Here is a 21833-nt window from a genome sequence, read left to right as displayed (position 1 = left end):
TTCTCAAACGGTGTTAATTGTCTTTGAGCGTATGAAAACCGGAATAGATACGTGTGAAGGTAGTAAACCAGCAGGCCGCACCAAATAGATAAGCAATCAGGGCGAAGTGGTGCGGGAAGATACAAAATGCGATGAAGGCTCCTATGGTTTCAGTGCCTTCAGTCAAGCCACTCATATAGTAGAGCGATTTGTGTTTATAAACCGGATTATCGATACCCTGTTTACTGGCCATTATCGCAAATGCCAAGAAGCTACTACCCGTTCCGACAAACGAGAAAATTAAGAAAGCACCTGCAATGGCATTTTGTTCCGGATTCGCGAGCACAAACCCGAAAGGGATCAGGGAATAAAACAGAAAGTCTAAGCTGATATCGAGAAAGCCGCCAGCGTCGGTAATCCCCTGAATTCTCGCCAAGGCACCATCCAGTCCATCACAAAATCGATTAAGCAGGATAAACAGCAGCGCTGCTAAATAATGTTCTGTGATCAGGGAAGGTACGGCTAAACAACCAATAGCAAAACCCAATAGGGTGGTTTGATTAGCCGTGATGCCGAACTTGTCGACGAATTGCGCACTTTGAGTCAATGGCCATCTGATGATTTTGATACTGAAACGATCAAGCATTCTTTGTCTCCCATGGCCAAGTTATACAGCGACTACCTTCGGGAATGTCATCTTCATCGTGGGTGACCATTATCGTTGGGATATTGGCTTGTTGAAGTTGCTCAACCACCCAGTTGCGAAATTGCACTCTCAGGTCTTTATCGAGCTTACTAAAAGGCTCATCCAAAAGTGCGGCTTTAGGTTGTGCGAGCAACATGCGTGTCAGTGCAATACGTGCTCGTTGACCACCTGAAACTTGGTCGGGGAAGGAGTTTGCAATTTTGATTAAGGAAATATTCTTCAAGGCTTGCATCGCGCTTTCTTTTCTTGTGTTTCCTTTGATGGCATTTGGTAGTGCGAAGGCCAGGTTCTCCCATATCGTCAGGTGAGGGAACAGCATATCATCCTGAAACAGGATGCCGACTTTGCGCTTGTGCGCAGGAAGTCGGTCAAGCGTTGCATCGTTGAGTGTCACGGAACCCGAATAATGGAACTCGCTCGAGAGATGTCCGGCAATGGCATCTAACAGAGTAGATTTACCACAGCCGCTTGGTCCCATTAGGGTAACAATTTCGCCTTTCTCTACAGTGATGTTAAATCCAGAGAAAAGTGTATCGCCATTGTTTTTATGGATGGCGAGGTTTTTGAGACAAAGACTCATGGTTAAGTAAACCTTTCATTGAAAGTCGGCGGTATTTGCCGTTTAAACGGCTTAGCAAAATTGCAAAAGAGAAGAACATTAATGGCAAAAGAGCCTGACAAATCGCGTAGATCGCCGTAACGCGTCGGTCGAAACCGCTGGAAAGCGCTACCGCTTCGGTTGTGATTGTGCTTATTCGACCCGCACCAAGCACCAGCGTTGGCAGGTATTGCGCTAAGCTAACGCTGATACCTACAGCCCAGGCAAAAACAATGGCAGGCAGCAGGATTGGAAGTTTTATTTTAAGCCAGGTTTGTAGCGGTGTTTTGCCCAGGCTAAGGGCGACACGAGTTAAGCCGTTGTTGAAGCTGCGCCAAGGGCCGTCCAGCGATAAGTAGACAAACGGGAAGGCGAAGAAAACATGTGCCCAGCAAACCCAGAATAAGTAGGCATTGCTGTTGAAATACAAAGTCGCGACCTGTATGCCAAAAAGTACCGACAATTGCGGGATAAGCATAGGGACGGCAATGACGTAATCCGGAACCTGCCAGCGATAGCGAAGCTTATATTCATGAGCAATTAACGCCAGGATTAGAGCAATGGACGCGCTGATCACGGCGATTGTGATACTTTGCTCTATCGTGCCTAAAATACTCTCCCACTCATATTGCCAAAAGCGTAGGGTGTAACGACTGGGTAAGAGATCCGGAAATCGCCAACGTTGAGCAAAACTCCACAGCACCATCAAAGGTACGATAACAAAAGTAAGCAATGTGATCAGAGAAAACAGCACTTTTCCGGGCAGTTTGAGTCCTGCTCGCCCAGAGTATTGCCAACGTCTAAAGCCCTTTGTGACGAACCATTCGACAAAACGAGTTAAGCCAATCAACCCTGTGGCAATAACAAATAAAATCACTGCACCCGAGGCAGCTCTTGGCCAAAGTGCCAAATCGGGGTCATTAAACCACTGCCAAACCAACACAGCGAAAGTTGGTGGATTGGTTGGGCCAATGATGAGTGCGATATCGACAACCGATAAACTATAAGCAATCACGGCCAGCATTGGGAACCTGAGTTTTGCTAACCACTGCGGGAAAATGCACTTCCACCAAGTCTGGGCTGTACTGTAGCCCATTGAATGACTGACTTTTTCAATTTTATCTAAATTGAGTTGCTGCAAAATTGGAATGCTCATCAGCAGTAGAAAAGGCGTTTCTTTGATTGCCAGCATGATGATTAAACCAAGCGCGTGCGGGTCTTTAATCAGCAACGCTAAGTCATCAACGGTTTGTGCGTTTGGGTCGAAACCAAAGAACTGAGTCGCCACACGAACGCCCAAGCCTGTTGGAGCAAACAAAAAGGCAAATCCGATGGCAAAAGCGACATGCGGCATCGCAAGCAGTGGCGAGAGGAAAACCTCTATTTTTCGCCAGAACCTACTGTTCCAAGCTGATTGCAAAATAGCAAAAGTGAGTATGCACGCTAAATAACTGCTGAAAATAGCAGAGTAGAGCGTGAGTCCGATAGAGGTCCAGACCCCTTGCCAATCAAATACAGCAGCAAAGCCATTTAATGAGAACTGGGTCAGACCGATAGGTGGGACATAGCCGAGCGCAGAAACCACCACCCCTAGCAGGCCGGGGATGGTGGGCAAAATACAAACTGCGATAATAACGAGATACAGCGCTCTTAACATTTGTTCGTACTAATTCCCGTAACGTTTTAACCACGCTTGCTCTAGCGCGTTTTGCCAGCTTGGGTGTGGTTCATTAATCGATTTAAATTGCTGCGTATTCTTTGCCGTACCTGTCAAATACTCACTGCTTAGTACGGAAGGATCACCCCAAATATTAATATCGCCTTTACGAGACTGCGCCTCAGGGCTTAGTAAGAAGTTTATCGCAACTTGCGCACCGGCATTGGCGTTTGCATTCCACGGAATGGCCAGAAAGTGAATATTGGAAAGCGCGCCAGCATCCATCGCATAAGCTTTAGTCGTTTCAGCAAGGGTACCGCTCGACTGGGCAGAAAAAACGGCATTTGGGTTGAATGTAATGGCTAAATCAATCTGACCATCGTCGAGTAACTGCAACGTTTCTGCTGTGCCTGCTGGGAATTGTTTACCACCACGCCAGGCCACTTTGTGGAACTTATCTAAGTATTGCCATAGCGGCTGCGTAACTTGCTCAAATGTCTCCGCGTTGACTGGTTTCTGCAATGCGGGATCGTTGTCGGTCAGCTCGATCAATAGCGCTTTGATGAAACTGGTACCGTGGAATTCGGGTGGGCGAGGGTACGTCAGACGGTTGGGAAACGCATTGGCATAACTGAGCATTTCTGCAAAAGAGTGAGGAGGGTTATTCAAATTCTCCGTATCATGAATGAAGACTAACTGACCCACGCCCCACGGCGCTTCAAGTCCATCGGTCGGCTCAGAAAAATCCACATCAACAGGGAGCGTTTTGTCTACGTATTGCCAGTTTGGCAAAGCATCAACAAACGGACCATACAGTAGTTGGTTGTCCTTCATCGACTTGAAATTTTCACCGTTGATCCAAACCATATCGACACTGCCCCCGGTATTCTTGCCAGCGGCTTTTTCTGCGATCAATCGAGTGGTAGTTTCAGAGATGTCGGTGACTTTGACATGGTTGAGCGTCACATTGTAGCGAGACTTGAGCTCCTTACCCGCCCACTGGATATAGCGGTTGATCTCTTGCGAGCCTCCCCAAGCGTGAAAGTAGACGGTTTGACCGTCAGCTTGTTTTTCTATGGACTGCCAGTCTTCGGCAAACGTGTTGGTAGCAAAAGCCGTAGCTAAAATCCCGATGGTGCTTAGTAGCTTATTCATACATTATCCGATTTATGTCAAATTGTTTTACTTCGATGAGTGCAATAAGGCTTATAAAATTCAATCCCTTACATGGATAGTAAGCTATCTATTATTATTATCAACGTGAATGCCCGTAGGGTTAACGCATTGACTAATAGAATTACGATCAATGTGAGGTCAATTAGAGAAATATAGCGTGAGTACGTGAATGCTATTTCAAGAAAAGAGAGACCGTGCGATGTAATAAATTCTTTCAGATGAATGTATTAATGTCGAACATCGATTGGTTTTCATGAAGGGGACAAGAGGACGTTGAGCGGCTGAAAGCAAAAAAGCAGCCGTGATAGGCTGCTTTCTAACTTACGCGTTGTATTGGATTAGTTCATCCAGTCACGAAGTGTAAATGTCAATTCATGCTCAGAGTTTTTAAGAACTAAGCCATCTTTAGTTAGCGTGATGTCACTCCAGTCAGATAATGTCGATGACATCGCTTGTTCTACGTTCATGATGTCACCAATACACATTTTCATGGTCATGCCCATCTTTTCAATGCGTAGTTGATTATCTTTTAGTTCAGCCTGACCAAAGAAATTATTACAGCCAGCATTACCGTTAGCTGTGAGGTTTTCACCAATTTCCAGGCGAGGTGCTTTTTGACGTTCGCTAAGTTCGATGTTTTTACCATCGATTTGAACCAGCTCCCAATTGTGGTGCTGTAAGTCTTGAGCCGTTATTTTTTTCACATTATCACCGTTGCTTGCACATGCTGTCATCAGAACAGGAAGGGAGATTGCAGCAACTAACGTTTTTAGACTAAGCTTCATTTAATAGACTCCGTTATAAAAAACGAAAAGAAGTGTAATTAATAAAACACTGTTTTTTGTCAGCATACGGTAATAGTTTCGTATAAGCGTGACATAACGCAGTTTACCGCCAGATAACAGCAATGTATTGTTGTATTTGAGTCGTTTTTGACATTCACAATTAAAGAACGGTTTTAGCATGGAGCAATTGGAGTTTTTTAGCGTCCCGAGCCCTTGTGTTGGCATTTGTAGCGCTGATGAAAAAGGCTACTGCAAAGGGTGTATGCGTAAGCGAGAAGAACGATTTAACTGGCAGAAGTACACACCTGCTCAGCAGCTTCATGTGATCAAGTTATGCCGTCAGCGGTACAGAAGAAAACTGTTAGCAGGGAAGGGGAAGGCTGAACAGCCAAAAGAAGATGTTTCACCGCAACAAGATTTATTTTAAAAAGATGGGCTTTAATGTGTTTATTCCCGGCCCGCATTAACGTCTTGTGAGCCGGGAAGCTCCTATCCACATTATGCTCTGTAAAACAGGCATCTGGCGCTACTTCATTTTCATGGACCAAGTATCGCTAACCCAACCTCCTGCTTGTTCGTCGAAGTGATTTCCAGCAAATCGATGATTAAGTTCAACATCTAATTTGCTCGTTGGATTTTCATCCATCAATCTATGGATGTATTTCGCCATAGGATCCGTACAGGCTTCTCGTTCTCTACGGGTAACCACTTCCTTTATCATTTGAAGTCGGTAGCTATTGCTGGCTCGTTTCATTTTTGACCTCCAGAACTCGATGGCAGCATTTGACACATATTGACGTCTAGAATCGCTGCTCATTGGTGCGCGCGTTGAGGCGAGTCACCGTAGTTTGGAGTCCAAAGACAAATTGTTTGAGAGCAGTGTTTGCAACGCCATTTCCATCTTTCTAACACTCGCTCTCACTTCCGTTTAAAATGTTCGGAAAAGCTAATTAACGAGCCTATATTTTCGAAAGACCTTATCAAACATAGAAGCCCAGCACAGGGGCGTCAACAACTCAAATGAACATTTTTTGAACAGTTTGTGAAGGTGGAGAATTTTCAGCAATTTATGGAAATAAAAAAACCGGAACCCAAACGTTCCGGCTTTTTTAAAATAAACTTCGGCTTGCAAAAGCGTTTAGCTTCTGTATAAAAAATTATGAAATTCAGTAATTAGCTACTGGTTGCTGGACAACCTGTCACAGCCTGGCTGTTGCTGAAGTACTGAATATTACCTAAGTTCTTCTCGTAGTCTGCTGCTGATATTTGAGGGTTATTTACGAAGAACTCTCTTAGTACAGAAGCATCGGTCATTTGAGTCGATTCAACATCAATTACAGGGTAGTCATCACCGCCAGCGGCACTGAAGCTAATGACTGAGAAGGTGTAAGTTGCGGCTAAATCAAAACCTTTGCCATTAATATCCGTGATTGATACAGAGCCAGCATCACAATCGACATCCAGAGTGATGTTGTCCAGTTGCGCATAAGCACCAGATCCTGCAGATTTTGTTGCCACAACGTCCAGGTAATCTTTTACTTCCTGGCCTGTCATGGTCGCTTTAGTTACGAAGTTTCCAAATGGCTGCACAGTAAGGACGTCACGGTAGGTAATATCGCCCGTCTGAATCGAGTCGCGTACGCCGCCAGAGTTCATCACGCCAAAGTCAGCATTAACTAGGTTGTATGTTCGGTATGCTTTGCCCAGAAGATGCCCCAGGTTAGTTTGCTGTGAACGTACAACGCTGCGATCACCTTCCAGTTTTCCATCGGTGTTAGAAACAACGACATCAAGCAGCTCTTGTCCTTGTTCCTGATAGGTACGAAGCGTATCTTGAACCGTTGCGTCTGGCTGAATGTACTCACCAATCACTTGATCGTTGTCATCGAGCAGGTTTACCGGAATAAGAGCGTAGTTGGCCAGATGCAGTTTGCCGTCAAAGTATTCAAAGTCCGCGCGACCCACATATTTACCCCACTCATGCGCTTGCATGATGTAAGTGCCATTCTGCTGGTCTGGTGTACACTCATCGCCCGGATTGAAATCCGCATATTCGTTGGTGCCTGGCTCCATACAAACAGGGTTTTGTGAGTGGCCACCGATGATGGCATCCAATTGACCCTCTTCAAGAGAGCGGGCTAGCAGTACATCACCCGGTGCTTCACTGCCATGGTTACCATCGTGATAGTGACCCATGTGAGTGGTTGCGAATACAAGGTCGACATTTTCGTTGTCTTTTATTTCTTGAAGAACTTTCTTAATTTCGTCTTGAGGATCTGCGAAGTAGATGTCCGCTACGTTGTCCGGGTTAACCAGCTTTGCCGTATCTTTTGTCGTAAGACCAACAACCGCGACGTTTAGGCCGTTAATCGTGAACACTTTGTACGGTGCAAAGTAACGTTCATCGGTGACATTACCGTCAGTGTCTTTCTTGTAGATATTCGCTGCTAGCATAGGGAAGTCTGCCAGTTCAGCTTGCATATCTAAGATGTCTAGTGAGTTATCAAATTCGTGGTTGCCGACCGCCATTGCATCGTAGCCGATTAGGTTCATGCCGATAAAGTCTGGTTTTGCATTTTGCATGTCTGACTCTGGTACGCCAGTGTTGATGTCACCACCAGAGAGAAGAATGGATTCACCGCCGTTCGCTTCCACTTCTGCACGAATAGATTGGATTAAAGTGTGACGTGCAGCCATGCCGTATTCGCCGTCATCATTGTGCCAAAAGCGACCATGGTTATCGTTAGTATGAAGAACAGTGAATTTCGTACATGAATCAGCCGTTTCACAAGTAATAGAGATGCTGTCACTGTCTGAACCACATCCTGCTAAAACCGCGCCTACTGAAAGTACCAATAGAGATTTGGAAAATTGCATAAGTAGAACCTTTGTTTGTGATTTTGTTATTGTTACGGCGTGCAATATACGGAAATAATATGAAAGTTTAGTGATCAAGCTCTTATTTATACTTGTATCAAATCAGTGAGTTAATCAGCCTGCAAGCATTGTCTACAAATAAACAGAAACGGTTTTTAGCGCTAAATTTGTATTTTATTTAGGCAGTTTTTGTGAGGTAGTTAATAGAAGTGCACTTTATTTGTGTGGAATCAGGTGCATATTTTGAGATGTTGAACAGGTAAGAGTGAAATTTTGTATTTCTCTGTAACTTTCTCAATCAAGAAACAGACAGTTAGTGAGATTTATGCGGGGCAAGGTAGCGGTTGATTATTCAGAGGCTGAGTAAGGGCCTAAAATAGTAAAACCCCGGAGGTGGTAAGTCTCCGGGGCTTTGAAATTTTTTAAGATAGTTCGGTTGGTAAGTCCGGTTATCTTTTATGCAAAAGGTTTGGATTTAATCCGAGTAATTCCTTGGTAGGGAATTAGATACGGATGAAGTCCATGTGTTCAACTTTTGGCTTGAACGCGTGACGTTGAACGTCTTGTGGCTTAACGCTAACTTCTTTGCCATCGATAACTAGAACGATGCCTTCGTAGAACTCAGGCTTGTCCATTTGGTTTACGATGTCATCGTGGTTAAGAACGATAGCTACTGCTGCTTCTTCACCGCCGTATACAACTGCAGGGAATTTGCCAGCGTGACGTAGGCGGCGGCTCGCACCTTTACCTAGTTCAGTACGTACTACTGCTTCGAATTTCATAGTATTTACTCTCAAATTAGTAAAAATAAAGTTTTCACAATCAACAATGCGACCTTGTTGTTTGTGGTAAGGCTTGAAACAGGAACTGTTCAAGCGAGCGCGGATACTATCATTCCACTCGAGCTTCAGCAACCCAAATTGCATCTAAATCAACAAAAACAAGCTAATAAAGTGTGTCTGATAGAGGCATTTTAATTCGGTCGGACAAAAATCATGCCACTTGCGTTTATTTTCACCAAATTGCCCAGTTTACTTAACGCGAGAGTAGAGTGTTAATAAAGCGCTCATGCTCGGCTTCTCTGCAATATCAGTGTGGCTTTCAATCCACCCATTTTGCTTGCTTCTAGATCTAACTGTCCGCGGTAACTATGCGCCATTTCACTGACAATATTTAACCCCAACCCAGAGCCCGGCGTTTCTTCATCCAGCCTAAACCCTCGTTGAGTCACACGTTCTAACTGTTCTTGAGGAATTCCCGGGCCGTCGTCTTCTATGATAAGGCGGATATTTTCCTTATCTTGAGTGGAATGGACTCGGATCATTTGGTTTGCCCACTTGTAGCTGTTCTCAAGTAGGTTACCTAACATCTCGTCAAGATCACTTTTCTCTACTGCCACGTTTAATTCAGAGTCGAGTTCATTGACCAAAGTGATGTCACGTTGGGCATACACTTTATCAAAGGCCATAGAAATGGCATCGACTCGCTGCGCTGGATTGGCTTTGACGGAGAGGATATTCATTGAACCCGCCATTCTCGCTCGACCTAAGTGGTAATCAATGTGCGATTGAATTTGATTCAGAGGTTCATCTAATCGGGACTGGACGGTTGTATCCAAGGTGCGGACTTCATTTTTCAGGACAGATAATGGTGTCTTTAACGCATGGGATAAATTCCCGGCATGATTTCGTGCCCGTTCTAAAAGCTCCTGATAGTGAAAGAGTAGCGCGTTAAGGTCAGAGATTAAGGGTGAAATCTCTTTAGGGTAGGTCTCTTCCAGGCTGGTTTTATTTCCTGATTTAAGCTCGGCGAGCTCTTTCTGTAATTTAGTCAGAGGGCTTAAAGACCATGCTATCTGCACCAGAATAACAGTAAGCACGCCAGCAAACAGCAAGCCTAAAATTAACCATAATTGGCCAATTAACGTCTGAAGTGTATTTTTGATTGGAGCTTCATCGATGCCGACAACAACATGAATCGGGCCATTGTAATCGGGTAAATACAGTACCTTTTCCAAGGTAATTAGTTTCTCATCGCGAGCGCCATAAGCGTCTTTGTCGAGCTCTTTATATTCGATTCTTTTGTCCCATAAAGAGCGAGAACGTTCGAGGTGAGTTTTGGTCGAAGCGCTCCAATACAACCCGCTATAAGGTCTGTTAAACCGCGGGTCAGAAAGTTGTGCCGCTAGCGACAAGTGGCCCGTTTTGTCGATTTCTAACTGCGCGGCGATCTCGTCCATGAAGACGCTCAATTGTGATCGGGTATCATCCACCATGTAGTTATACACTTGAGTCGGAATGGTGACGCCAGCAGCCAGGATCATCGCGGTTAACCAAACGACAGCAGCCAATACCAGTCGGCTTTTGATACTCAGACGCTTTAATGGATACAGTGGCAATCTGTATTTATTTGGCATTGAGTTGGTACCCTAAGCCACGGACAGTCTTGATGATTTTCGGTGCGATTTTTTTACGGATACGACCTATAAAGACTTCAATGGTATTTGAGTCTCGGTCAAAATCTTGTTTGTAAATATGCTCGACGAGTTCTGTTCGTGAAATCACTTTCTCGGGATTATGTACAAAGTACGCAACCACTTTGTACTCGAGCGCAGTTAAGCTAATCGGCTCACCTTTCCACATCACTTTAGAGGTGCGGGTGTCCAAACTCAGATCGCCAATTTGCATGACAGGAGAAGCATTGCCAGAGGCTCTGCGAAGTTGGGCACGGATACGGGCAATCAATTCCACCATCTCAAAAGGCTTGGTGAGGTAATCATCGGCACCGGCATTCAGTCCTTCAACACGCTCTGTCAACGCGTCGCGGGCACTAAGAATAACGACAGGCGTGTTAATGTTTTCATCTCGGATGCCTTTCAATACTGATAAGCCATCCAGCTTAGGCAAGCCGAGATCTAAAACAATCGCATCCCACTCTTCTGTTGTCGCACGATATAGCGCGTCAATCCCATCTTGAGAGAGTTCGGGTACCCAGCCAGTGTTTTCCAACGTCTCGATGATTTGCTCACCAATGCGAGGCTCATCCTCGACAACAAGTATTTTCATAGTGGCTTCTTTTATTCATTTATTTGTTGTTGTGGTTTCAGCGCTTTATTGAAGTTACGACCTTTCACTTCAAGCATTTCTAATGTTGCTGCATCGTACTCAACTTTTAGGACGTTGCTGTCAAAGAGAATTTTTAATTCGTAAACCCACGCATGATTGTCTTCTTCGAGTTCTACTTTAATAATACGACCAAACAAGTCCTTTTCGACCGTTGCGTAGAGTTCGGAGAATGGTCGAATATCACCGTTTTGCACCGCGCGATAGACCTCATCCTGGTCTTCATCAAATTCAATCTCGGTGCCAGGTTTTATGACATCCTGCACAATCGCATGGCCGTCTTGTGATGCCAACAGATCCTTTTGTTGTGCGAACGTAGGTGCCGAAATTACCATCGGTAGCAAACTTAAAAACAACGCAACACGCTGAGAATTCGTTGATTTGTTCATAATAAAACCTTTTCATAAGAATTGGCAGGATTATAGGCAGCGGTATATGAATAGAAGGTGAACCTGTCAGCAAGAAAGTTGAGAGGTTCACTGGTTACCTGCATTGAAATGAATCGTCTGAATTGGTAGAAGCTACTTCAGTTCATCATCAAAAATTTTGTCACGCAGTTTCCAAAAACGCCCTGACTTTCTGGCAATCACAAACTGCGGTAAGCGAAATCGGTGCTGATTTGCCACGACTCGAGTCGGGGACGCTTCTTCAAACGGGCGATGCTTGTCTGCGAGGTGAGGACGAACAAATTGATCTTTGAAGTTCTGTTTTTGCTTTTTGGTAGTGAGAGACCAAAACTCATGAACTAACGCGTTCCCTTCACCTTGGTATGGTTCTCCCGAGTAGGTAACTTTTAACTGAGACTTACCGTCATTGGATTTGAAGACAGACAAGTCCATCTCAGTGCACTCGAATATCAACGCGTCTTTCAGGTTAAGCGCTTCTTTCAACTTTTTGTCTGGATCGACTAATGTGGCGTCACATTCGTGGCAGATGCGCGCAGCAATGTCGTTGTCAGCACCACATTCCCCACAATATTTCGCTCTGAATCGGTAACCGCAATGCTCGCGTTCACCCGTGTCTTCATCTTCGAAGTAACCCTGGCAACGGCGGCCGAAGTGTTCGAGCAAAAAGCCATTGCTATCCAATTTGCCCCAGAAGTTGTTATTAAAACCACAAGCAGGGCAGGGAATGGTAATGATTTCGCTGGTGGAATCGGGTTTGGGATCGCCAACTTCTGGCTGATACAAATCGTAACTGTTGCCTGCGTAATCAAGCACCAAACATTCTGACTTACCTTCTGACAGACGTAGCCCGCGGCCAACGATTTGCTGGTACAAACTGACTGATTCTGTCGGACGCAAAATGGCAATCAGATCAACGTGCGGTGCATCAAATCCAGTGGTTAATACCGACACGTTAACCAGATACTTGATTTCGCGGTTTTTAAACGCTTGGATGATGGCGTCACGCTCCGGAGTTGGTGTATCTCCGATGACAATTGCGGTTTGGCCTTCAGGTAATAAACCATGAATTTCCTGCGCGTGACGAACCGTGGCTGCAAAAATCATGACCCCATGCCGGTCTTTTGTGTATTGAATGATTTGTTCGACGATTTGCGGCGTAGCGCGTTTGGCTTTGTCGATCACCATATCCATTTCCGCTTCTTTGTAACGCCCAGTATTGGCGGGTTTTAACTGCGAAAAGTCATAAGACAAAACGGGCGCGTCCATCATTCGCGCTGGCGTCAGGAAGTTTTCATCGAGCAAGTAGCGAATTGGTAATTCAAAGATGCAGTCGCGGAAGAAACGAGGTTCTTCTGTGCGGACCTGCCCGCGAGTATGGTACTGATAAATCCAACCCATGCCCAATCGATATGGGGTGGCGGTAAGACCAAGAACTTTAATCCCTGGGTTTAACTCACGCAAATGAGTAATCACCTTCTGGTAGCTACTGTTTTTATCGTCTGGCACACGATGACATTCGTCGATAACCAGTAGCGAGAATTGGTTTTTGAAGGAATCTAAGTTTCTTACCACCGACTGAACAGAAGCGAACACAACTTGCTGATCGGTTTCTTTGCGTCCAAGGCCAGCAGAAAAAACCGAGCCTTTGAGACCGTACCCTTCGTATTTGGCATGGTTTTGCTCAACCAGCTCTTTAACATGCGCCATAACTAACACTCGTCCTTTAGCCAGACGAGCCAATTCGGCAATCACCAGGCTTTTGCCCGCACCAGTTGGCAGCACAATCACGGCAGGTGTCGAGTGTTTACGAAAGTAATGAATGACCGCTTTTACAGAGTCAGCTTGATAGGGACGAAGTGTATACATGAAAAAATGTGAAATTGCTCAACTATTCCAACCAGGGACGTTATAATACCTGACTTTTATACCCAAGTGATCTTAGAACCACGATTCGGAGAGCATTTGGGTATAATTCAATGAGGTATTCATGCGTTTAGATAAATATTTGTGTGACGCTCTGGGTGCGACGCGCAAGCAGGCGACAAAGATCATCAAAAGTGGCGAAGTGACCGTTGATGGTGACATTCAAAAAAGTGGATCATTCAAGGTGCCGGAAGGTGCGGAAGTCATGTGGGAAGAGCGCGTAGTTGCTGCGCCGGGGCCACGTTACATTATGTTGTACAAACCTGCTGATTTCGTTTGTTCACATGAAGATGGCTTTAATCAAACCGCATTCATGTTGTTAGATGAGCCAAAAATCGAGAATCTACATTTTGCTGGTCGTCTGGACGTTGACACTACCGGTCTGGTGCTCATTACCGACGACGGTAAGTGGTCGCACCGCATTACTTCTCCAAAACACAAGTGTGAAAAAACCTACCGTGTTTGGCTAGTTGATGCTATTCAGCCTGATTATGCTGAGAAACTTGCTGAAGGCATCATGCTTCGTAATGAGCAGGAAGCGACGTTACCAGCGCGTTTAGAGATCGTGAATGAAGCTGAAAATGAGTTGTTGCTAACCATCGTTGAGGGCAAATATCACCAAGTGAAACGCATGTTTGCTGCGCTCGGTAACAAAGTTGAGTATCTACATCGCGAACGCATTGGTTCTATCGAGCTTGACGAAGCACTCGAACCGGGTGATTACCGTTATTTGACTCAAGAAGAAATTGATTCGATCTGGAATTAATCATAGCTCTAGGAAATTATTTAGTTCCTATTGGGAACTGGTTTTTTGGTAGGAAATCGCTCAAAATGGCGGCTCCTACCAAATAGATTTAGTGCCAGACAGTTTTAGTCAGTGTCAAACCTCAAGTTATTAACTGAGGCTCGTTTATCTAAGACACTTACTTTTCTCGTAAAACATCCGATGTGGTGAAAAATGGTGGAGTGAGCTTCATTGCCCATCTTCTTTACTCTCATCGTCAGCGTATGAATTTGAATCGTTATCATGCGCTTTATTGTTTGAGTCGTTTGCAGCACCTTGGTATCCATTCGTCCTTTTGAACCTTGTAAAACGAGATTTTGGATTCGCTGTTATTCCTATAATCAACGTGACGAGAAGCTTCATTGATCACTGTATCCAGGCCAGGGTGCGAGTGGTTGGGACTCAACTAGAGGTAAAAGAATGACAGAAAAAGTTCAAAGTGCTCCGCAATCCCAACTCTCCTTTTTACTATTCATCGTTCTTGGGGCGATTGGTGCACTTACTCCGCTTGCCATTGATATGTATTTGCCTGCGATGCCTGCGATCGCGAAAGATCTCGGTGTCGCTCCTGGAGCGGTGCAAATTACATTAACGGCATATACCGCAGGCTTTGCGATCGGACAGTTAATCCACGGCCCGCTTTCAGATAGTTTTGGACGCAGACCGGTTCTGATTTTAGGTGTGTTTTTCTTTGGATTAGCGGCAGTTGTGAGTGCGACTACAAATGGCATTGACGCTCTTACTTATGTTCGTACCGCGCAAGGCTTTGCGGGTGCGGCAGCGGCGGTCATTATCCAGGCGGTCGTTCGCGACATGTTTGAACGTGAAGACTTCGCCCGCACTATGTCCTTTGTCACCCTGGTCATCACAATCGCGCCGTTAGTTGCGCCGATGATTGGCGGGCACTTTGCGATCTGGTTTGGATGGCGATCAATCTTTTGGGTACTGGCGATATTTGCCGTTGTGGTTATTTCTCTCGTATTTTGGAAGATTCCGGAAACATTAAAACCAGAAAATCGTCAACCTTTGCGCTTTCGTACGACACTAAGAAACTACGCTCGTTTGTGTTCTAGCTCCGAAGCGTTGGGCCTGATGTTAGCTGGCGCATTTTCATTCTCTGGAATGTTTGCTTTCCTTACCGCGGGCTCATTTGTCTATATTGATATATACGGTGTTCGACCTGACTACTTTGGTTACTTGTTTGGTCTGAATATTGTGGCGATGATCATTATGACCAGCATTAACGGCCGCTTGGTGAAAAAAGTGGGGTCGCATGCCATGCTTCGTTTTGGCCTGTCGGTTCAGCTTTTAGCCGGTATTGGTTTGTTAGTGGCCTGGCTGTTGGATTTAGGTTTGTGGGGCACAGTACCTTTTGTTGTGCTCTTTATTGGTACGTTATCGACGATTGGCAGTAACGCTATGGCACTACTTTTAAGTGGTTACCCATCAATGGCTGGTACCGCATCGTCACTGGCGGGCACATTAAGGTTCGGCATGGGGTCGTTGATTGGTGCGTTTGTGGCGGCACTTCCGGGTGACGTTGCATGGCCAATGCTCATTGTTATGTTTGCTTGTGCAGTGCTGTCTGCACTGTTTTATTGGACTTTAGGAAGAAAGGCGTAATGTCGGATTACACCAAAGAAATTCAGAATCTAGTTAACTCTGCGTTGGCAGATTTGGACGCGGAACATCGCTCAGGTAAGCTGGCGAATGCGCCTGTGGCTAACAACCATTACTTGGTGCGTTGGGTAACAAAAGCACTGAAATCGCAAAATTTTGGCCGAGTAGTGGGTGATGATTTGACCCGTTGGCAAAAAGCGGGGCGTTCAAAGGGTAACGATTCAGGCTTGTTGTTTATCTTTAAACGTATCTCAGCCTATTACGCCCAGTTCTTCCCTGAAGGCGAAGAAGCCAAAGTGATTAAAGACTCTGATATTGAAGCCTTTTTGGATGTCATGGAGCAAGCGGGCTGGGAAGTGTCTACCTCTGAGCAATTAGTAGGATGCGGCAAGGTTCAGATATTTACCGAAGGTCAAAACTCATTAGCACTTTGTGCAGACCAATGTGAAAGCTGTTTTGATGGTGAGTTACTGGTTAAACCGATGAGCTGGTTTGTGCGCGGTAATCATGCTGAGTTTGTCGAAAAAGCATCGCAGGCGGGCTTTATGGTCCACAAGGTAACGGATTATAAATCGATGGTGAAATACCACGGCGAGTACCTAATATTTCCTGCGAATGAAGGCAATCAATTAGCAGAGATTCCCCTCAGCTTTCAGGCATAATTTGCCCCAATAAACAAAAAAAGCATCAGATTCGTAGTGTCTCTGATGCTTTTTTAGTTTTAACAACGCACATTGGCTAGAAGCGATACTTCCAATAAACGCCGCCATAGATGCCGTTGTAGTCTTGCAGAACGTCACCCATGTTACTTACTTCATTATTGAAGAGATAATCATCTTCAGAGTAATCTTCGTAGCGAACATTGAATTGAACGCTTTGATTGTCTGAGATTTCATAATCTGCAACACCTTCAAGACGCGATGATTTGTATTCATTGTCCGGATACTGATACCCGCTGGCCGTTGTTGACGATTTACTGTCTGCCTGACTATAGCTGTAGTCCAGAGAGAGGGTTAACTTGTCTTCAAGAAGTCCGTCTTTACTGACCCCAAAGCCAACGGTGGTGACATCGTCTTTCAGTTTTGTTTTGTATCTATCCCATCCAACGACATCCGAATTTGCTTGTTGCTGTTCTGAGCGAATGATTTGTTGGTTATAGAACACATGTCCATTCAAGCCCTCAGCGAGGTTGAAATTGACGCTTAAATCATAACCGTAGTCTTCACCCTCACTCAGGCCAATGTCAGGTTTGTCATAATCATCATTGCCGTACCAGGCTTCTGCGAGGAGTTGTACGTGTTCAGAGATGTCGTAGCTACCGTCTCCGCGTAATTCTATGCGGTTTTTATCGGCCAAGTAGTATTGTCGTAAGTTTGGCGAGTCGCTACTTGAATTTCGCCAAGAAGACCCATCTCGGAAAGAGTAGGATAATTTACCGCCTAATTGCCATGGCGCTTCTGGACGATAACGAGCTCCGAAATACAAACTTTGCTCATCAATACTTTTACGATCAGCGTACTCTCGTTTGTCGTGCGTGTAGTCATAGCCCGCGTTCAATCTGATATCGCTGTTGAGGCGATGAGTGACCGAGGCTTCCAACTTTGTTTTGGTGCGGTCATAGCTTTCGCGCGTTGCACCAACCACATCGTTTCTATCCGACTTGTCGTCTTTGTCGGAGTAATCAGCAGACACTTTCAGAGCGGTATCACGCGATAGTTTGTTGTGATAATCCCCACTGACTTGCCAAGTACTGGTTTCACCGTGAAATGTATTTGAGTTAGAAGGGGACAACGCAAATGGCAGTAAACCTCCTTCAGATGTAGCTTGTGACCACAAAATTCGGCCGTTAAAGGTTTGTTGGTTCACGCGATAATTACCGGACACAGCCAATTGATGAAAATCGTTGTCAGGCTCGTTAGAAAGTTGGTTCGCATACGGGTCTGAAGTATCGCCATAGTAAAGCGCTGACATGTCATTGCGGAAGAAGGAACCACGGTAAGCAACGTCAACCAACCAGAGATCTTCTACATAACTCAGACCAACTTGGGTATTGAGTGTCTCATGGTCGACGGCCTTAGGAATGAATCCGGGGCCACTGCCATAACCCGGTATGGTCGATGAATAGAGGGACGTTGTGCCTTCTTTACGCTCATGTTTCATCGATGCATAGGGTTGCCAAGGTGATTTAGGCGTGTACTTGAGCTCAAATTTGAAGGTATCACGGGTAACTTCGTGATCATATTTGCTTAAACCTCCACTCGTGAGTACGTTGTCACTCCCTTGATAGGCACTTAATGATGAGCGATTCCAGTAGTAGGGCGTTTCGCTGTAACTTGTTACCAAACGAAAACCGTCATACTCACCAATTTCCCATTGAATCAAGAAGCGTTGTAGCCCTAAGTCGTCAACCAGTAAGCGATTGTAGAAGCCATCATCTTCATAGCGTTCAAGATCCGCATTCAGGCTTGCATTTAGGTGCTTGTTGTCTGAACTAGTGCCATGAAGAGGTGGGTTCCAGTTATAGAATCGTGTTGAACCGTCGTTATCGAGATAACCGACGCCCACACTGACATCACCACTCCACAAACCATCGCTACTACAGTCAGTACAATTCCAGCGGCTGGTATCAGCCTCTTGGCTATTCTGCAGCGAATAATCTTCTGCGTGTACTTGTAGAGATAAAGCAAGGGAAATAGCAATACAGATTTTTGATAGTTTCATGCCACCCTCCTTAATATCTTAGCGTCTGACCGCGTGGGTGATTAGAGCCATGCACTTGAGTATGGCAGTTCATACAGCTACCACCACGAACCTTCAAGTCGTTTTCAGGCATCGCAACGTTAGCATGAGGAACGCGGTGACACTCCTGACATAGCATTGGTAGACGTTTGTTTAACATGGCTTTATTAACTGAACCGTGAGGAGAGTGACAGGTTGTACAATCTTCCGTGACGGGTTCATGTTCCCATAAGTTTGGACCGCGTTTTTCCGCGTGACACTCATAGCAGGTGTCATTAATTGATGACCAATTGAGGCTCGCTTCGTTGATTGTCTGGTGTGGGTTGTGACAATTCGAACAGGTCATCACGCCATCCAGTACCGGGTGACTGCTGCGCTTATGAATGTCAGATTTGGCCTTAATATGGCAATCTGTACATTTATCCGCTTGCAACTCAGCAACCATCATAGGATCGTCCTTTTGATGCAACTGGTGACAGCTCGAGCACGAGAGGCCTTCAAAAGCGTGCTCACTGCTGTGCCAAGTAGAACGCTTAGCATCTTGGTGGCACGACAAACACACGCTATTTTGTTTCTCTACAGGAACAGGGGAGTTAGGACCAAAGGTGATCATTGGCTCCCTTACTTGGCCTTTACGAGGATTACGTTCATGGTTATTTGCCGGGCCATGGCATGCCTCACACTGCTTATCGTTCATTGGCCCGTGAATATTGGCAGCTTTACCATGTACATTATCGAAAATACCCGTAGCAGGCTTATCAGACGTGTCATCATGGCATCGTAGACAGCCATCAGGACCACGACGAGAGTATTTCCCTTCTGAAAACTTCGTATCCAGTATGGTCTGTATCTCTTCTCTCGATAAGGTCGCTGCTTCAGGTTCTGCCTCGGGCTCGGTAACGTCTTCAGAGTTTACTGAAGAAATTACCCCAAACCCGAGTATTAACACCACTAACCACCGCTGAATGATTGCTCTCATAACAATTCCTTTTTCATCCTTAATCGTTAATTACTTATGATCAATGACGTTTTCAACGGTAGTCATATACCTTGTGAACCTTATCTACGCCCTGAGACTGCCCGATAGCGTGACATGTCGAACATTGCTCAGAACCCATCGCTTCTGCGGCTGTGTCAGCACCAAAGACTGCGCCGTTATTTATCATATGGCTCAGTATTGCATCACCAGCTACAGTTTCTGGATCTGCGTCCGCGAGCGCTGATTCAAGGTGACATGCACCACAGGCCACTAGAGCCGGGCTGAAGTATTTTGTTTCTCCTGCTGTATTCATCGCCAATGATGGGCGCGTATTTTCCTGACTTGGCAGGTTAAATTGAGACGATGTATGGCAAGATTCACAGTTGTTGATTGCTCCTGGGAATACCGCCTCACCATTACGATGAGACCCAAACGCATGATACGAGTGCACGTGGTATTTCAGATCTGCCGGTATGCCTGTGTAAAAAGATGGACGTTCTGAGTTATGGCAATTTTTACATTGCTGGAAATCAGTCGCCGCATGGGAGTCTGCGTGGATTGTCAGCTCTTTATGACAACCGTTACAGCTCTCAATATCCGCGCCCATTGGAAGACTATGAGGAATTTCCACACCACCGATGCCGAAGGCTGAAGAGGTGTTATTTGCTGCAATCATGAACGGGCTCTTGATTAGATCAATACCGGTAAAGTTGACACACTCACTCAGCACGCCTTCTCTTCTGTCAGCACATAGAGGTACATCTGCAATGTTGACAGTCAGTTTCGAAGTGCTGGTTGGTTTGACATCAGAAGCACTGAGGTCTTTGTGACAGGTGAACATACCATCGCCTTCTGCAACACAGCCATTGCCAACCGCACCGTCTCCATACATGTTCAGATCAACGGTTGGGAGCGGCGATGGTGACGAGAAAGTTAACGGACTTAAATATGACAATAGAGGTCCTTCACCGTTATCCCAGTTAAGAAGAAGGTAGAAGTGATCGTCATTATTGATATAAGGCCTAATGTCAGCCATCGAGCTTATACCCACACCGTCTTTCATGATGCGTACTTGAACTTCGAAGCTATCATCAATGAAACGCGCTTGTTCAATCGAGACGTCTAACGTGTCTCTGGCGGTTGATAGGTTAGCTAAACGCATCATGTGAACTGTTTTAGCGCTTCTGCTTGCGTCTTCGCCAATGATTGGGTCGCCATTTTCGTCACGCTCATAAGGGCGATGACATCCGGTACAAGTATTTTGAGGGGAACCGTCTCGAATCCATGCAGTACCAACTTGATTTGCATGAGCTCCGCGATCACGGAACAAGTGACAGGTTTCACAGGCAACTTGGGTTGGGTGTTCAAACCAGTTGTTTGCATCCGATGCTTTTGCTGTGTCACTCGAGTGGCAAGTCGTACAGTTGCGCGCATCTTGTGGGAATGGGCTGCCCTCAACGACAAGACCGTCTATGTCAGTGACTAACTGTTCACTGTCATCAACAGGCTGCTTGTACGTAGTCAGGTCATTTCTGTCACTGCCAAGTTTAAATACGTTGCCGTGATATTGGTGCACAACGGCCGCAAGAGGTCTACGAGCGGGTGCTGCACCTGGGTTACTGTCGTTGTGACAAGACGTACAAACCGCGATGTTATTGTCTATTGAGCGATAACCCGGACCATGGTGAAGGGGCTCATTCATATGACAATTCGCACAGGTTCCGTCTTCAATGACATTCCTCGTTACAGTACTGTCTGAACTGGTACCTGGTACCCACTCATAAACATGAGTAAAACCGACCTCTTGGTCGCCGTAAGCGAACACGATGCGGTGTAACTTATCTTCATCCCAGCTGATATACCCGTCACTATTAGCGGAATCGGCAGGATACGGATCGGCGACTTTCAAAATGTCTGTAATTGCAAAGGTGTAACGATAGCCGTCGTCTGTTTTCTCTAAATCACCATCCCAAACACTCTCCATTGATGCTCTGTTATTTGAGGCATCACTGGAGTGATGGAAACTTTTCCAGAAGGTATTGCCGTTACGCCCATTAAAGTCGTAAGCGGGGTCACTGGTATCTTCAACGTCACTGCGTGCCGGCATTGCTTTCAACACCGCGATTCTAAAGTCTTTATCGGTGTCGAACGTGTAGTCACGCCCCGCGCCGTCCAGAACGTTAAAGTCAACCACCAACTTTGTTTCAGTACCACTGTCGGAGGGCATAAGCATCGGCGTTTCGATTTCGACGCTGAATGAACTGACATCTGGCGGAGGGGTATTTTGATCATTTTTACCGCCTGGACCACATGCGGCCATTAACATGGCAAGGGTTGTGATGAAAAGTAGTTTTATATTGTTCATTTTCCCTCTCGCTTTCACCTAATAGATTTAAATAAAAGTGGGACTAATTTAGATACAACTTATTGAATTTTGGGCTCTGAGTATAAATAGCCCATATAAAGTAGTTTGCTTTATTC

At 45.5% G+C, this 21833-nt stretch carries 19 protein-coding genes; 4 read left to right on the top strand and 15 right to left on the bottom strand.

The features are described 5' to 3' along the window. Positions 1 to 13: 13 nt before the first annotated feature. The 5 genes from V1U08_RS09015 to V1U08_RS08995 form a co-directional block, all read right to left on the bottom strand. A complete protein-coding gene (locus V1U08_RS09015) occupies positions 14 to 625 on the bottom strand; it encodes a CDP-alcohol phosphatidyltransferase family protein (protein WP_330470444.1) in 612 nt (203 codons plus the stop codon). Beyond that, positions 618 to 1265, bottom strand: a complete 648-nt coding sequence (locus tag V1U08_RS09010; protein ID WP_330470443.1) for an ATP-binding cassette domain-containing protein — start codon at positions 1263 to 1265, stop codon at positions 618 to 620. Before V1U08_RS09010 ends, V1U08_RS09015 begins: the two co-directional genes overlap by 8 nt. Beyond that, the gene (locus tag V1U08_RS09005) at positions 1231 to 2940 is read right to left on the bottom strand and encodes an ABC transporter permease (RefSeq protein ID WP_330470442.1); all 1710 of its coding nucleotides are present in this window, start codon (positions 2938 to 2940) and stop codon (positions 1231 to 1233) included. The genes V1U08_RS09010 and V1U08_RS09005 overlap by 35 nt, the downstream gene beginning before the upstream one ends. A gap of 9 nt (positions 2941 to 2949) precedes the next feature. Then, positions 2950 to 4095 carry an ABC transporter substrate-binding protein gene (locus tag V1U08_RS09000; RefSeq protein WP_330470441.1) on the bottom strand — a complete coding sequence of 382 codons (1146 nt, stop codon included), beginning with the start codon at positions 4093 to 4095 and terminating at the stop codon, positions 2950 to 2952. Between the two features lie 359 nt (positions 4096 to 4454). Next, complete coding sequence (locus tag V1U08_RS08995; RefSeq protein WP_014231539.1) at positions 4455 to 4901, bottom strand: META domain-containing protein; 447 nt, start codon at positions 4899 to 4901, stop codon at positions 4455 to 4457. A gap of 178 nt (positions 4902 to 5079) precedes the next feature. Between V1U08_RS08995 and V1U08_RS08990 the strand changes: the two genes are divergently transcribed. Continuing rightward, positions 5080 to 5328 carry a DUF1289 domain-containing protein gene (locus tag V1U08_RS08990; protein WP_020332983.1) on the top strand — a complete coding sequence of 83 codons (249 nt, stop codon included), beginning with the start codon at positions 5080 to 5082 and terminating at the stop codon, positions 5326 to 5328. A 99-nt stretch (positions 5329 to 5427) separates the two neighbouring features. Here the strand turns inward: V1U08_RS08990 and V1U08_RS08985 are convergent, their stop codons facing one another. The 7 genes from V1U08_RS08985 to V1U08_RS08955 all read right to left on the bottom strand — a co-directional run bounded on the left by V1U08_RS08985 (position 5428) and on the right by V1U08_RS08955 (position 13173). Next, a complete protein-coding gene (locus V1U08_RS08985) occupies positions 5428 to 5655 on the bottom strand; it encodes a hypothetical protein (protein ID WP_014231541.1) in 228 nt (75 codons plus the stop codon). Positions 5656 to 6074: 419 nt separating this feature from the next. Continuing rightward, positions 6075 to 7778 carry a bifunctional UDP-sugar hydrolase/5'-nucleotidase UshA gene (gene ushA, locus V1U08_RS08980; protein WP_239949126.1) on the bottom strand — a complete coding sequence of 568 codons (1704 nt, stop codon included), beginning with the start codon at positions 7776 to 7778 and terminating at the stop codon, positions 6075 to 6077. Between the two features lie 503 nt (positions 7779 to 8281). Further along, on the bottom strand, positions 8282 to 8560 hold the full coding sequence (rplY, locus tag V1U08_RS08975; protein ID WP_014231543.1) for a 50S ribosomal protein L25: 279 nt from the start codon (positions 8558 to 8560) through the stop codon (positions 8282 to 8284). A 284-nt stretch (positions 8561 to 8844) separates the two neighbouring features. Then, on the bottom strand, positions 8845 to 10194 hold the full coding sequence (locus V1U08_RS08970) for an ATP-binding protein (protein ID WP_020332986.1): 1350 nt from the start codon (positions 10192 to 10194) through the stop codon (positions 8845 to 8847). Continuing rightward, the gene (locus tag V1U08_RS08965; RefSeq protein WP_330470440.1) at positions 10184 to 10843 is read right to left on the bottom strand and encodes a response regulator transcription factor; all 660 of its coding nucleotides are present in this window, start codon (positions 10841 to 10843) and stop codon (positions 10184 to 10186) included. The genes V1U08_RS08970 and V1U08_RS08965 overlap by 11 nt, the downstream gene beginning before the upstream one ends. Positions 10844 to 10854: 11 nt before the next feature. Then, positions 10855 to 11289 carry a PepSY domain-containing protein gene (locus tag V1U08_RS08960; RefSeq protein WP_014231546.1) on the bottom strand — a complete coding sequence of 145 codons (435 nt, stop codon included), beginning with the start codon at positions 11287 to 11289 and terminating at the stop codon, positions 10855 to 10857. 132 nt (positions 11290 to 11421) lie between these two features. After that, complete coding sequence (locus V1U08_RS08955; protein ID WP_330470439.1) at positions 11422 to 13173, bottom strand: DEAD/DEAH box helicase; 1752 nt, start codon at positions 13171 to 13173, stop codon at positions 11422 to 11424. A gap of 121 nt (positions 13174 to 13294) precedes the next feature. Here V1U08_RS08955 and rsuA point away from each other — a divergent pair, with 121 nt between their 5' ends. From rsuA to V1U08_RS08940, 3 genes are all read left to right on the top strand, one after another. Beyond that, on the top strand, positions 13295 to 13996 hold the full coding sequence (gene rsuA, locus V1U08_RS08950) for a 16S rRNA pseudouridine(516) synthase RsuA (RefSeq protein WP_330470438.1): 702 nt from the start codon (positions 13295 to 13297) through the stop codon (positions 13994 to 13996). A gap of 438 nt (positions 13997 to 14434) precedes the next feature. Beyond that, a complete protein-coding gene (locus V1U08_RS08945; RefSeq protein ID WP_020332991.1) occupies positions 14435 to 15637 on the top strand; it encodes a Bcr/CflA family multidrug efflux MFS transporter in 1203 nt (400 codons plus the stop codon). Beyond that, positions 15637 to 16296 (top strand): DUF2913 family protein, encoded by a 660-nt coding sequence (locus V1U08_RS08940; protein ID WP_162889672.1) that lies wholly within the window; start codon positions 15637 to 15639, stop codon positions 16294 to 16296. The genes V1U08_RS08945 and V1U08_RS08940 overlap by 1 nt, the downstream gene beginning before the upstream one ends. A gap of 76 nt (positions 16297 to 16372) precedes the next feature. Here the strand turns inward: V1U08_RS08940 and V1U08_RS08935 are convergent, their stop codons facing one another. Genes V1U08_RS08935 through V1U08_RS08925 form a run of 3 tightly spaced genes read right to left on the bottom strand, consistent with a single transcriptional unit; the run spans position 16373 to position 21717 of the window. Next, positions 16373 to 18355, bottom strand: a complete 1983-nt coding sequence (locus tag V1U08_RS08935; RefSeq protein WP_330470437.1) for an MtrB/PioB family decaheme-associated outer membrane protein — start codon at positions 18353 to 18355, stop codon at positions 16373 to 16375. Positions 18356 to 18365: 10 nt separating this feature from the next. Continuing rightward, complete coding sequence (locus tag V1U08_RS08930) at positions 18366 to 19352, bottom strand: DmsE family decaheme c-type cytochrome (RefSeq protein WP_014231553.1); 987 nt, start codon at positions 19350 to 19352, stop codon at positions 18366 to 18368. A gap of 52 nt (positions 19353 to 19404) precedes the next feature. Next, on the bottom strand, positions 19405 to 21717 hold the full coding sequence (locus V1U08_RS08925) for an OmcA/MtrC family decaheme c-type cytochrome (RefSeq protein WP_330470436.1): 2313 nt from the start codon (positions 21715 to 21717) through the stop codon (positions 19405 to 19407). Positions 21718 to 21833: the final 116 nt, after the last annotated feature.

Source organism: Vibrio sp. YYF0003, assembly GCF_036350715.1.
Classification (GTDB): domain Bacteria; phylum Pseudomonadota; class Gammaproteobacteria; order Enterobacterales; family Vibrionaceae; genus Vibrio; species Vibrio natriegens.
Note: the sequence above shows the minus strand (reverse complement) of the source record. Positions and strands in the feature narration are given on the sequence as shown.